The 12,289-nt window shown below is 63.5% G+C and carries 12 protein-coding genes; 9 read left to right on the forward strand and 3 right to left on the reverse strand.

The annotated features are described in order from the left end of the window. Positions 1–215 precede the first annotated feature (215 nt). The 5 genes from HYH07_RS27580 to HYH07_RS27600 all read left to right on the forward strand — a co-directional run bounded on the left by HYH07_RS27580 (position 216) and on the right by HYH07_RS27600 (position 4,782). A complete protein-coding gene (locus HYH07_RS27580) occupies positions 216–1,043 on the forward strand; it encodes a 3-keto-5-aminohexanoate cleavage protein (RefSeq protein ID WP_220005440.1) in 828 nt (275 codons plus the stop codon). Between the two features lie 136 nt (positions 1,044–1,179). Next, the gene (locus HYH07_RS27585; protein ID WP_220005441.1) at positions 1,180–2,385 is read left to right on the forward strand and encodes an MFS transporter; all 1,206 of its coding nucleotides are present in this window, start codon (positions 1,180–1,182) and stop codon (positions 2,383–2,385) included. A 184-nt stretch (positions 2,386–2,569) separates the two neighbouring features. Further along, the gene (locus tag HYH07_RS27590) at positions 2,570–3,799 is read left to right on the forward strand and encodes a CaiB/BaiF CoA-transferase family protein (protein WP_220005505.1); all 1,230 of its coding nucleotides are present in this window, start codon (positions 2,570–2,572) and stop codon (positions 3,797–3,799) included. Between the two features lie 285 nt (positions 3,800–4,084). After that, the gene (locus HYH07_RS27595; RefSeq protein ID WP_128966853.1) at positions 4,085–4,300 is read left to right on the forward strand and encodes a hypothetical protein; all 216 of its coding nucleotides are present in this window, start codon (positions 4,085–4,087) and stop codon (positions 4,298–4,300) included. An 89-nt stretch (positions 4,301–4,389) separates the two neighbouring features. Further along, a complete protein-coding gene (locus tag HYH07_RS27600; RefSeq protein ID WP_220005442.1) occupies positions 4,390–4,782 on the forward strand; it encodes a RidA family protein in 393 nt (130 codons plus the stop codon). A gap of 3 nt (positions 4,783–4,785) precedes the next feature. On the opposite strand, the gene HYH07_RS27605 is transcribed toward HYH07_RS27600, so the two are convergent. Next, positions 4,786–5,448, reverse strand: a complete 663-nt coding sequence (locus tag HYH07_RS27605) for a TetR/AcrR family transcriptional regulator (RefSeq protein ID WP_220005443.1) — start codon at positions 5,446–5,448, stop codon at positions 4,786–4,788. A 325-nt stretch (positions 5,449–5,773) separates the two neighbouring features. Between HYH07_RS27605 and HYH07_RS27610 the strand changes: the two genes are divergently transcribed. The 4 genes from HYH07_RS27610 to HYH07_RS27625 all read left to right on the forward strand — a co-directional run bounded on the left by HYH07_RS27610 (position 5,774) and on the right by HYH07_RS27625 (position 9,627). Further along, entirely contained in the window at positions 5,774–7,009 is a 1,236-nt protein-coding gene (locus HYH07_RS27610; RefSeq protein WP_220005444.1) for an acyl-CoA dehydrogenase family protein, read from the forward strand. Between the two features lie 138 nt (positions 7,010–7,147). Continuing rightward, a complete protein-coding gene (locus tag HYH07_RS27615) occupies positions 7,148–8,206 on the forward strand; it encodes a phosphotransferase family protein (RefSeq protein ID WP_220005445.1) in 1,059 nt (352 codons plus the stop codon). 433 nt (positions 8,207–8,639) lie between these two features. Continuing rightward, entirely contained in the window at positions 8,640–8,981 is a 342-nt protein-coding gene (locus tag HYH07_RS27620; protein ID WP_220005446.1) for an NIPSNAP family protein, read from the forward strand. Positions 8,982–9,000: 19 nt separating this feature from the next. Continuing rightward, positions 9,001–9,627: a LysE family translocator gene (locus HYH07_RS27625; RefSeq protein ID WP_220005447.1), complete on the forward strand. Its 627-nt coding sequence runs from the start codon at positions 9,001–9,003 to the stop codon at positions 9,625–9,627. A gap of 117 nt (positions 9,628–9,744) precedes the next feature. Here the strand turns inward: HYH07_RS27625 and argE are convergent, their stop codons facing one another. Beyond that, positions 9,745–10,932, reverse strand: a complete 1,188-nt coding sequence (gene argE, locus HYH07_RS27630; protein WP_220005448.1) for an acetylornithine deacetylase — start codon at positions 10,930–10,932, stop codon at positions 9,745–9,747. A 453-nt stretch (positions 10,933–11,385) separates the two neighbouring features. Beyond that, entirely contained in the window at positions 11,386–12,171 is a 786-nt protein-coding gene (locus HYH07_RS27635; RefSeq protein ID WP_220005449.1) for an SDR family NAD(P)-dependent oxidoreductase, read from the reverse strand. Positions 12,172–12,289 lie beyond the last annotated feature (118 nt).

A 12,289-nucleotide genomic window follows, 5' to 3' on the forward strand; every position in this document is an offset into this window, starting at 1 on the left:
TGACGATCTCGGCAATCCCAAAGCCGTTCCGATCGCGCGGGCCGACTATGATCGGCAGCGGACGGAGGCAGCGAGCGGCGCTGCCGCAGCTCGGACCTGACCGAGAGAGGCCGCGCCGCTGCGATAGATGACGCTCGCAGCGGCGCAGCTTCACGGTATAGACTGACGATCGATCGACTTGGTATGCGCGTGAGCGCTCATGATGAGGTTGCAGGATGAATCCCGCTGTTGTCGCCGTCGCCATCACCGGCTCCGTTCCGCGCAAGAAGGATAATCCCGCGGTGCCGATCCTGCCCGCCGAGCAGATCGAATCGACGCACCAGGCCTTCGAGGCCGGTGCCACGCTCGCCCATATTCATGTTCGCAACGACGACGAGACGCCGTCTTCCGACCCGGAGCGCTTCGCCCTGGTGCAGGAAGGCATCCGGAAGCATTGCCCAGGGATGATCGTGCAGTTCTCGACCGGCGGGCGCGGCCGCGATCCCTCGGCACGTGGGTCATCGCTCTATCTGAAACCGGACATGGCCTCGCTGTCGACGGGGTCGGTGAACTTTCCGACCATTGTCTACGAGAACAGCGCCGCGCTGGTCGAATCTCTTGCCACCGGCATGAAGGCAAATGGCGTTCGTCCTGAAATCGAGATCTTCGATCTGTCGCATCTGCACGGCGCACGACGCCTGATCGAGGCGGGGCTGATGGATGCGCGTCCGCATGTGCAATTCGTCATGGGCGTCAAGAACGCGATGCCGGCCGACGAGCACGTGCTCGACATTCTGCTGGCCGAGCTGCGTCGCCTGATCCCGAAGGCAACCTGGACTGCGGCCGGCATCGGCCGCCATCAGGCCGAGGTCATGGACTGGGCCCTTGCGCGCGGCGCCGATGCGGTTCGCACCGGGCTCGAGGACAATATCAGGGTCGACAAGACGCGCCTCGCCGCCAGCAATGCGGAGCTCGTGAGCATCGCCTGCGAGGCCTTGGCGCGCCACGGCCGCCGAGCCGCAACCGCGACGGAGGCGCGATCCTTGCTCGGGATCGTGCGGTAGGGGGACGACCGTCCCGCACCTGACATGCTCCTGGCTGCCTTCTGCCATTCGGCGGCCGGCGTTCCCGTGTGCTGAGTCTCCCGGTAAGAGGGGCTCACAGGCGTGATCGGCGCCTGCCGGGCAGGCGACGACTGGAATGCGGTTCTTGAAATCTGACAGCAGGCTCATCGGGGTCCTGCTGGTGCTTGCAATCACCCAGCTCATTGCATGGGGTACGATCGGCCTTCCGGCCGTGGTCGGCCGCGACCTCGCGGCCGATCTCGGCATGAGCTTGCCGGCGGTGTTCGCGGGCAGCTCGGTGCTCTATGTCACCATGGGCCTGTGTGCGCCCTGGCTCGCCAAGGCCTTTGCGCGCCACGGCGCGCGCAAGGTGATGATGGTGGGCACTGTCGTCTCCGCGCCGGGCTACGTCGTCCTGTTTTTCGCGCGCGAGCCGATCCTGTATTTTGCCGGCTGGATCTTTCTCGGCATGGGCGGCAGCGCCACCTTGTCGACCGGCGCCTACATCATGCTGAACGAGGTCGCCGGGCGGGGTGCCAAGAATGCCATCGGCGGGCTGATGCTGGTGACGGGTCTGTCCAGCAGCATCTTCTGGCCGACCACGTCATTCCTCAGCGATTGGTTCGGCTGGCGCGGCACCTGTCTGGTCTTTGCAGTCTTGCTGCTCGGCATCAATCTCCCGCTCTACGCGTTCGTCGCGCCGCGCCGCAAAATCGTGACCGACGAACATGCCGAGGCCGTGAAGGCGGTGCGGCCGCCTGCGATTCCAAGAAGCACTTTCGGCCTCGTCGCCTCCGTGATCACGATGAACGCCTTCGTCAATTTCGGCATCGGCGCCATCCTGATCGAGCTGTTGCGAGCGGAGGGGCTCGGGCCCGCGCAGGCGCTTGCGTTCGGCTCGATGCTGGGCGTGATCCAGGTCAGCGCCCGCGGCCTCGACTTCCTCGGCGGCGGCCGCTGGGACGGCATCACCACCGGGCTGGTTGCCGGCACGGCGCTTCCCATCGCCATGGTGCTGCTGATGCTGAGCGAGGGCGCGACCTGGGCGGTCGCAACCTTCATCCTGCTCTACGGCGCCGGCAGTGGCGCGATGGGGGTGGCGCGGGCAACGATCCCGCTGGTCTTTTACGACCAGGCCGAGTTCGCCAAGGCGATGTCGATGATCGCATTGCCGCTCAATCTGGCCTCCGCGATCGCGCCGCCGCTGCTTGCCGGCCTGCTCACCCAGTTCGGCAGCCGCGGCGCGCTGGGCCTCACGCTGGTGATCTCCTGCGCGACGGTGCTGATCCTGGTGCTGCTCGGACGGCGTCGGCCGCGGCTGGCCGCAGCGGCCGCGACCTGAGGCGTTACTCGCAGCGCGGAATTCGGCGCAGCGGGGCTGCGTCCGCTGCCAGGGCAGGGGATGGCCGTATGCCGCCAGTGCAGTGCTCAGGGCACCAAAATGGTGTATCCGCAGGGAGCGCGGCATGGCCTCTCGCCGCTGCGCCAAGATCAGCTTCAAGATCCAGTTCCCCGGAGGAAATCGCATGTCGGCCTTGCCGCTCTCAGGCATCAAGATCCTTGACCTCACGCGCGTCCTCGCCGGCCCCTTGTCGGCCCAGATGCTGGGTGATCTCGGCGCCGAGGTGATCAAGATCGAGCGGCCCGGCACCGGCGACGACGCCCGCGCCTTTGGCCCGCCTTACCTCGCCGACCCCGTGGGCAAGGCCAACAACAACAATTCGTTCTATCTCTGCGCCAACCGCAACAAGAAGTCGGTCACCGTCAACATCGCCAAGCCCGAGGGGCAGGCGATCATCCGCGAACTCGCCAAGGACGCCGACGTCTTTATGGAGAATTACAAGGTCGGCGATCTCAAGCGCTACGGCCTCGACTACGAGACGATCAAGGCGATCAACCCCAAGATCATCTATTGCTCGGTGACCGGCTTCGGCCAGACCGGCCCTTACGCGCCGCGTGCCGGTTATGACGCCATTCTGCAGGCGATGGGCGGCCTGATGAGCGTCACCGGCCATATCGACGGCGAGCCCGGCGAGGGCCCGATGAAGGTCGGTCCCTCCATCGTCGATTACATGACCGGCATGAACGCCTCGATCGGGATTCTCTCGGCGCTCTACCATCGCGACGCCAATGGCGGCGTCGGGCAGCATCTCGACGTCTGCCTGTTCGACACCGTGATCGCCTCGCTCAGCCACTGGCTGCAGATCTACCTCGTCAACGGCAAGATCCCGCCGCGCCGCGGCACCTGGGGCAATGGCGGCATGCCGGCCGGCGTATTCCGCTGCACCGACGGCGAGCTGATGGTGGTGGTCGGCAATGACGGCCAGTTCCAGCGCACCTGCGCCGTGCTCGGCGAGCCGGAGCTTGCGAGCGATCCGCGCTTCGTCAAGAACAACGACCGCGTCGTGCACGGCAAGGAGATCATGGCGATCTTCGCCGGCCTGTTCCTGAAAAAGCCGGTGGCCTATTGGCTGGACAAGCTCGAGGAGGCCGGCGTGCCGTCAGGCCCGATCAACAATTTCGAGCAGGTGTTTTCCGATCCGCACGTGCAGTCGCGCGGCATGCGGGTGAAGGTGGACCATCCCTTCCAGCCTGATCTGTCGCTGATCCGCAATGCGCTGACCTTCTCCGGCACGCCGATCACCGACTACCGCGCTCCGCCGCTGCTCGGCGAGCACACAGAGGAGGTGCTCGGCGGCAAGCTCGGCTATGACGCCGGGAAGATCGACGAGCTGAAGAAGCAGGGGATCATCTAAAGCGCGATGAGATTAGGATGAATCGTCATCGCGCTTTAGGTTATTGTTTGAGCATGATCTCCGCGCAAACGCGTTCCGCGTTTGTCGCGAGAGAAAACCGCTTCGCACTTTTCCGGATCATGCTTGAGCCCTGTGCATCATCTGGTGACCAAAGCATGACGATGCTGCGGCCTTATCTGAGGCTTGCGCGCAATCCCCAGATAAACCCGGTCCGTACTCGCACAGGCTTTCGTTTCGGCTCCGACTCAGATTCGATCTCATCACTGAGTTCGGGGAGACACGTGCATGTCCTACACGATCGGGTTCCAGGCGAAGGACCAGAAGGCAATTCTGGCGACTGAAGCGGCGACTGCCAATCAGGCGGTCGCGATCATTGCCGCACTGCGGCAAAGCGCCGAAGAGATCAAGTTCATCCGCTCGCCGCAGGAAGGCGACATGGGCATCGAGATGCTGCTGCTGCTCGCCAAGGAAGAGGCCGAGGAGATGCCGCAGCGGGGCTAACCCGCACCCACACTTCGATCAGAAGCGAAACATGCTGGCTGCGGATTAATGTAGTCAGCAGGCAGTCCCGCTTGAATCGAAGGTGGCCCATGAAACGCGAAGTGCTCCGCGTCGAACCGATCTCGTCCTTTCTCGATCGTGTGAAGGCGCCGACCTCGCCGGTGACGCGCGCCGGCAACATGGTCTTCGTTGCCGGCCTGCCGCCGTTTCATCCGGAGACGGGCGAGATCGGCGGGATGGAAATCGAACGCCAAAGCGAAATCGTCATGGAGCAGATGATGCTGTGCCTTCAGACGGCAGGCGCCTCGCTCGACAATGTCATGAAGTGCAACGTCTACTGCACCTCGACCAGGCACTTCGCCACGTTCAACACGATCTATGCGCGCTATTTCCCTGAAGATCCGCCGGCGCGGATCTTCGTCGTGACGCCGGAATGGTTCGGCCCGTTCGACATCGAGATCGACTGCATCGCGATGATGTGAGGACTACCGCGCCGCTACCTTCGACGCCGCCTTGGTCTCCGTTCGTCCCGCCGTCAGCGCCATCGTCGCGACGCTGACGACGCGCTCGACTACGTCCTCGACGTCGTCGAGGTCGCATTTTCCCTCCGACAGTTTCGTCAGGCGCTCGCTCTCGCGGATGGTGTGATGCGCCATCGCCAGCGCGAAATTCAGGCCCCAATAGATATCGACGTCGCTGCGGTCGGGCAGGGACCTGCGCATCGCGCCCGCGAATTTGCGCAAATGGTCGATCTCGCGGTTCTTGATGCGGCGTATCGGCGGCACTGACTCGATCGAGGCGCGGATCATGAAGCGCGCCGCGGTGGAGCGCTGGTTCTCGGGGCCCAGGCACCCGCGCAGCGTGGGACCGACCAGCGCGCGCAAGATCACCTCGATCGGCGCGCGGCCGCCGCCGGCTTCTTCCGCCGCCTTCAATTCGCGTAGACGTTCGCGATTGGTTGCGATCGAGCGGGTGACGAATAATTCCGCGATCAACTCGTCTTTCGAGCCGAAATGATAGTTCACCGCCGCCAGATTGACGTTGGCCTCGGCGACGATGTCGCGCAGCGTGACGTCGCCAAAGCCGCGATCGGCATAGAGCCGTTCGGCGGCGGCGAGAATGGCAGACCTCGTATGATCGCTGGCCATGGTGAGAAACCTCGTCATTCCGGGGCGCGACGCAGTCGCGAACCCGGAATCTCGCGCCGCAACTTCTGGATTCCGGGTTCGACGCTCCGCGTCGCCCCGGAATGACGAGCGGGGGCACGAAGCGAGGGGAGTTGCATTTCAAACACTTGTATGAAACTATCGTTTGAAGGCCGGAGAAAGTCAATCCGCATGATGGAATTGTGCCGCACCTGGGTGCCGCCGGTTCCATGCCCCGCAATCCGCTGATGGCGCTTGCGGGCCGCGCACCGCGGGAGGACAGTCCGGCGCAAAACAGGCTTTCAAAGCGAGAGACGAGGAGCGTCCCATGGACTTCGATATGTCGCCCAAGCAGAAGGAATGGCTCGAGCGCGTGCAGTCCTTCATGGCCAAGCACGTGCGTCCGGCGGTGCCGATCTACGATCAACAGGACAAGAGCGGAGACCGCTGGAAGGTGATTCCGATCCTTGAAGACCTCAAGAAGAAGGCGAAGGCCGAAGGCCTCTGGAACATGTTCCTGCCGCCGAGCGAGCATGAGGACGACGAATTCCGCGGCGCGGGATTGACCAATCTCGAATACGCGCTGCTCTCGGAAGAGATGGGCCGCATCACCTGGGCCTCGGAAGTGTTCAACTGCTCCGCGCCCGACACCGGCAACATGGAAGTGTTCATCCGCTACGGCTCCAGGGAGCAGAAGCGCAAATGGCTGCGTCCGCTGATGGACGGCGAGATCCGCTCGGCCTTCCTGATGACGGAACCGGCCGTGGCGTCGTCCGATGCCACCAACATCGAGACCCGCATCGAGAAGGACGGCGATCACTACGTCATCAACGGCCGCAAATGGTGGTCGTCAGGCGTTGGCGATCCCCGCTGCAAGATCGCGATCCTGATGGGCAAGACCGATTTCAACGCCGCGAAGCATCAGCAGCAGTCGCAAATCCTGGTTCCGCTCGACACGCCAGGCATCAAGGTCGAGAAGATGCTGCCGGTGTTCGGCTTCGATGATGCGCCGCACGGCCACGCCCAGGTGCTGCTCGAGAACGTGCGGGTCCCGAGGGAGAACATCCTGCTGGGCGAAGGCCGCGGCTTCGAGATCGCGCAGGGCCGCCTTGGGCCCGGCCGTATTCATCACTGCATGCGCACCATCGGCAAGGCCGAGGAAGCGCTGGAGAAGATGGTGAAACGGCTTTCCTCGCGCACCGCCTTCGGCAAGAAGATCGTCGAGCACTCGGTGTGGGAGCAGCGCATTGGCGAGGCCCGCACCAACATCGAGATGACGCGTCTGCTGTGTCTGAAGGCTGCCGACATGATGGACAAGGTCGGCAACAAGACCGCGCAGGCGGAGATCGCCATGATCAAGGTCGCCGCGCCCAATATGGCGCTGAAGATCATCGACGAGGCAATCCAGGCGTTCGGCGGCGCCGGCGTATCCGATGAGGCCGGCCTTGCCAAGGACTATGCCCACATCCGCACGCTGCGTCTCGCCGACGGTCCGGACGAAGTGCACAATCGCGCCATTGCAAGGCTAGAGGTTCGGAAGTATGCCAACTCTCCGAAGCATTAGAAACGGCGGAGAGCGCTAGCAGCGCTCTCCTCACCGTCATTCCGGGGCGCGCAAAGCGCGAACCCGGAATCTCGAGATTCCGGGTCTGGTCCTTCGGACCATCCCGGAATGACGACAACGAAAAGAGGGGAGCGTCACGTGGCGGACGGCGTCAGGAAAGACGAGGAGTTCTCGGGCACCAAGCCGGTCGAGGAGCGTCATCGCTTCGACGAGCTCAGGCTGGAGGCGTGGATGCGCGAGCATGTCGAAGGCTTTGAAGGCCCGCTCGTCGTCCTCCAGTTCAAGGGCGGCCAGTCCAATCCGACCTACCGGCTCAACACGCCCACGCGCTCCTACGTGATGCGCAGAAAACCGTTCGGCAAATTGCTGCCGTCCGCGCACGCGGTCGACCGCGAATATCGCGTCATCGCAGCCCTCGGAAAGCAGGGCTTTCCGGTCGCGCGTGCCTATGCGCTGTGCCAGGACGACGGCGTCATCGGCGCTGCCTTCTACATCATGTCGATGGAGGAGGGGCGCGTGTTCTGGGATCCGACGCTGCCGAGCCAGGACAAAGATGCGCGCCGAAAGATCTTCACCAGCAAGATCGAGACGCTGGCGAAGCTCCATATGTACGATCCGGTCGCGATCGGCCTCGGCGACTTCGGCAAGCCGGGTAACTACTTTGCGCGGCAGATCGACCGCTGGACCAAGCAGTATCGGGCGTCCGAGACCCAGCACATTGCGGAGTTCGAGAAGGTCGCCGAATGGCTGCCCAAGACCGTGCCGGAGCAGGCGCGCGTCTCGATCGTCCATGGCGATTATCGTCTCGACAACATGATTTTCCACGCGACGGAACCGCGTGTGCAGGCCGTGCTCGACTGGGAACTGTCGACGCTCGGCGATCCCATGGCCGATTTCACCTATCTGTTGATGCAGTGGATCATGCCGGGCCTCGAGGGCGCCGACCTCAAGGCGCTCAACATCCCGAGCGTGGAGGAAGCCGCGCAGATCTATTGCAACGTCACCAGGATGACCGTGCCCGATCTGAACTGGTATTTTGCCTACAATCTGTTCCGCCTCGCCGGCATCACCCAAGGCATCGCCGGTCGCGTCCGCGACGGCACCGCCGCCAACGCCAAGGCGCTGGAGTCAGCCAAGCGCACCGTGCCGCTGTCGAAGGCGTCGTGGGAATACGCGCAGAAGGCGGGCGCCGCGTAGGAATGAACGAGCGCGCGGCCGAGGGCCGCGCTTTTGGTGCGACGTTGTATCCACGGGCCATCCATCCCAGAGACTTCAGCGACGGAATCGAGAAGCCGCGGCGTACTGGATGCCCCGGTCAAGCCGGGGCATGACACCGGTGAGTGGGGCGAGCTCGTTCCACCGTCATTGCGAGCGTAGCGAAGCAATCCAGAATCTTTCCGCGGTGGATTGCTTCGTCGCAAGAGCTCCTCGCTATGACGGCGAGGTGGCTCACGTGCTCCCGCGTTGACAGCTCTCGTAGGGTGGGCGAAGGCGCGCTTAGCGCCGTGCCCACCGTCTGTCCACGACCGCGGGAAGTGGTGGGCACGCTTCGCTTTGCCCACCCTACGAACCGCCTGTATTGGTTTGACAGCTCATTGTTCGACCATATCTCCCCTCCAAGGAGACAGTCATGATCCAGCAACTTCGCATCTACGAGATCTTCGAGAAGAACAAGGTCGCCTTTCACGCCCGGTTCCGCGACCATGCCGCGCGCATCATGCGAACCAAATATGGCTTCCGGATCGTCGCAATGTGGGAAACAAAGTCAGGCGAGCGCACCGAGTTCGCCTACCTGCTGGAATGGCCTGATGAGGCGGCCAAGACATCGGCATGGACGGCCTTCATGGCGGACGCCGAGTGGGCCGAGATCAAGCGGGTTACTCACGCGGAGCATGGTCTCATGGTCGGGCAGATCGAGGACCGCCTGCTGGTGCCGGTGGACTACTCGCCGTCGCGCAGCCTCCTGCACTGATCCGCCCGGAGCCCGCCATATGATCGATCACGCCACGCTCATCACCTACGTCATCATCGTCCTCGGTTTTGTGTTTATTCCAGGCCCGGCGACGCTGCTCACCATCGCGCGCGCCGCAAGCTCCGGCACAAGGGCCGGCATCGCGACCGGCGCCGGGATTGCCGCCGGTGACCTGATCCACACCAGCATGGCCATCGTCGGCCTCTCGGCGATCATCGCGACCTCGGCGCTGCTGTTTAGCATCGTCAAATATGCGGGCGCCGCGTTCCTGATCTATCTCGGCATTCGCGCCATGCTCGACAAGGCACCGATCGAGCTGAACGGCGGCGTGCCCGCGATCGGCGCGGGCCGCGCCTTTCGCCAGGCCGTGCTGACCGAGATGCTCAACCCCAAGACCGCGCTGTTCTTCCTGGCCTTCCTGCCGCAATTCGTGCGGCCGGAGCACGGTTCGATCGGACTTCAGCTTGCGATCCTGGGCATTGTCTTCGTGCTGCTCGGCCTGGTCAGCACCGTCGTATTCGCCCTCGGCGCCGGCCGGCTCGGCAATCTGCTGCGCCGCCACCCTGCCGTGGTGAAGTGGCAGGGCAAGGTGGTCGGGACCATCTACTGCGCCGTCGGCGTGCGGCTGGCGTTGCAGGAGCGATGACGGGCAGCGTTCGCTTCAACGCCAGGACCCGTAGGGCGGATTAGCGCAGCGTAATCCGCCACAGTGCTGAGAGCGGAGAGAATGGCGGATTACGCTGCGCTAATCCGCCCTACGTTTTCAGTTCTTCGCGCAATGCGCGATCAGCTTCTCCACGAAGCTCGCGCACTTCTCCAGCTCCGCCATCTCCACAAACTCATCGGGCGTATGCGCCTGCGCAATCGAGCCCGGGCCGATCACGACCGAGGGGATATCAGCCATGCTGGCAAACAAGCTTGCCTCGGTACCGAACGCGACCTTGGCATGGTCGTTGCGCCCCGCAAGGCTCTTGGCCAGCGTGACGATGGCCGTATCCGCTTTGGTGTCGAGCGCGGGGTAGTCGAGAATTTCCTCGAAATCGATGCCGCAGTCCGAATGTCTCGCCTTCATCGCGGGCTCGAGCTCGGCTTTGGCCCAGGCGATGATCGCATCCGTCACCTCCTTGGACTCGGTGATGCCGATGCCGCGACATTCGAAATCTACGGTACATGTGTCAGGCACGATGTTCAGCGCCGCGCCGCCATGCACGATGCTGGTCAGCAGCGTCGAATGCGGCACGTCGTAGAGACTGTTGCGCTCGGCCTCGCCAGCGAGCTTCACCGCGCGGCGTCGGATCTCGGTGATCAGCTCGGCGGCATATTCGATGGCGTTGACGCCGTCGGGCGCGATCGAGGAATGGCGGGCGAGGCCATGGAACGTCGCGCGCACGCCGTGCTTGCCCTTGTGGCCGATGATGACCTTCATCTCGGTCGGCTCGCCTATGAAGGCGCCGAGCGGCCTCACTTTCTTCCTCGCGACCCCGGCAAGCATCGGCCGCACCCCGACGCAGCCGATCTCCTCGTCATAGGAGATCGCAAGATGGATCGGTGTCGCCAGCTTCGCCTCCAGCATCTCCGGCACCATGGCGAGGCACACCGCGACAAATCCCTTCATGTCGGTGGTGCCGCGGCCGAAAAGCTTGCCGTCGCGCTCGACCAGCTTGAACGGATCGTGGCTCCAGTCCTGGCCGACGACGGGTACGACGTCGGTGTGCCCTGACAGCACGAGACCGGGCCTATCCTCCGGTCCGATCGTGACCCAGAGCGAGGCCTTCGTTCCTGTTTCGTCGGTGATGCGCTCGCCTTTGACGCCGAGCAAGGCGAGATAGCTTTCGATATGTGCAATCAGGGGCAGGTTGGTGCGATCGCTGATCGTGTCGAAGGCAACGAGCTCGGCGAGCATGTTGCGGATACGGTCGGGGCGTGAGTTCGGGAAGATCGGATTGGGCATTGTCAATTCTTGTCGGAGGAACACGGAGGCAAAGGTGCTTGCATGAACCATACCAACGTGATGCTGGGGCGCGCAAATCAACACAGGGGCTGCTCGGGCAAAATGAGCCGCGAGAATGTGAAGGTGTGTCTGCAACAAAGATGCGAATGACCATAGCGACGCTGCCACCCACATACCCCGTCATTGCAAGCGTAGCGAAGCAATCCAGAGATGTATCCGCGGAAAGACTCTGGATTGCTTCGCTACGCTCGCAATGACGGTGTTGATGCGGATGGGTATGCTATCTCCCCATCGTCGTCCCGGCGAAGGCCGGGACCCATAACCCCAGGGAGGAGTTTGGCGACGAGGCGTTGTTCGGTACTTCGATCTTCGGCGCTCGATAGATTCCGCGGTATGGGTCCCGGCTTTCGCCGGGACGACACTGAGGATGTAATGGCGACGACGCCGGAGCCGCTAAACCGGCTTGCCCGTATACGGCATCGACGCCGTGAGACCACCATCCACCGGGAACGCCTGGCCGTTGACGTAAGAGGCTTCATCGCTCGCCAGGAACAATCCCATCGCCGCGAGCTCGTGCGGCTGGCCCGCACGCTTCAGCGGATTGAGCTGGCCGATCTTGTCATGGGTGCCGCGCTCCTTGGCGCGGTCGAAGATCGGCTTGGTCATGCCGGTTTCGATCAGGCCGGGGCAGACCGCATTGATGCGCACGCCGGTGCCGGAGAGCGAATAGGCCGTGGTCTGCACCAGCGAGATGACGCCCGCCTTGCTCGCGGCATAGGGATGTCCGCTGGCGCCGGCCTTGAGGCCCGCAACCGACGCCGTGAGCACGATCGCGCCGGATTGCTGCTTCACCATATGGGGCATCGCATGCTTCACCGCGAGGAACGGCCCGATCAGATTGACGCGCAGCACCTCCTGCCAATGCTCGACGGTCTGCTCGCCGAGCGGAACGAGCCCGCCGGAGACGCCGGCATTGGCCCAGATCACGTCGAGCCTTCCATGCGTCGTCACGGCCTTGTCGATGACGGCCATGACATCCTTCTCGGAGCCTGCATCGGCGATCATGGCTTCCGCAACGCCGCCGGCCTTTTTCACCTCGTCGACGGTCTCTTTCACCGCCTCGGTGCGATCGACCGCGATCAGCTTGGCGCCTTCTCTGGTGAACAGCAGCGAAGCCGCGCGGCCGATGCCGCTGCCGGCGCCGGTGATGATGACGGATTTGCCTTGCAGGCGGCCCATGCGTTTCTCCCTTTGCTTGGCACGCGACGCTTGCCGCGCGACGGAATTTCAAACAAGATTTCAAACAGTAAAGTGTCTTGAGACACGTTCACACCTCACGTACAGCGACATGAGACAG

Source organism: Bradyrhizobium sp. BR 10261 (genome assembly GCF_019455395.1).
Taxonomy (GTDB): Bacteria; Pseudomonadota; Alphaproteobacteria; order Rhizobiales; family Xanthobacteraceae; genus Bradyrhizobium; species Bradyrhizobium manausense.

Excerpts from the sequence above, each read along its gene's own strand:
- HYH07_RS27620 (WP_220005446.1), top strand. The coding sequence starts at position 8,640 with ATGATCCAGCAACTTCGCATCTACGAGATCTTCGAGAAGAACAAGGTC.
- HYH07_RS27610 (WP_220005444.1), top strand. The coding sequence starts at position 5,774 with ATGGACTTCGATATGTCGCCCAAGCAGAAGGAATGGCTCGAGCGCGTG.
- HYH07_RS27590 (WP_220005505.1), top strand. The coding sequence starts at position 2,570 with ATGTCGGCCTTGCCGCTCTCAGGCATCAAGATCCTTGACCTCACGCGC.
- HYH07_RS27585 (WP_220005441.1), top strand. The coding sequence starts at position 1,180 with ATGCGGTTCTTGAAATCTGACAGCAGGCTCATCGGGGTCCTGCTGGTG.
- HYH07_RS27600 (WP_220005442.1), top strand. The coding sequence starts at position 4,390 with ATGAAACGCGAAGTGCTCCGCGTCGAACCGATCTCGTCCTTTCTCGAT.
- HYH07_RS27605 (WP_220005443.1), bottom strand. The coding sequence starts at position 5,448 with ATGGCCAGCGATCATACGAGGTCTGCCATTCTCGCCGCCGCCGAACGG.
- HYH07_RS27625 (WP_220005447.1), top strand. The coding sequence starts at position 9,001 with ATGATCGATCACGCCACGCTCATCACCTACGTCATCATCGTCCTCGGT.
- HYH07_RS27635 (WP_220005449.1), bottom strand. The coding sequence starts at position 12,171 with ATGGGCCGCCTGCAAGGCAAATCCGTCATCATCACCGGCGCCGGCAGC.
- HYH07_RS27595 (WP_128966853.1), top strand. The coding sequence starts at position 4,085 with ATGTCCTACACGATCGGGTTCCAGGCGAAGGACCAGAAGGCAATTCTG.
- argE (WP_220005448.1), bottom strand. The coding sequence starts at position 10,932 with ATGCCCAATCCGATCTTCCCGAACTCACGCCCCGACCGTATCCGCAAC.
- HYH07_RS27580 (WP_220005440.1), top strand. The coding sequence starts at position 216 with ATGAATCCCGCTGTTGTCGCCGTCGCCATCACCGGCTCCGTTCCGCGC.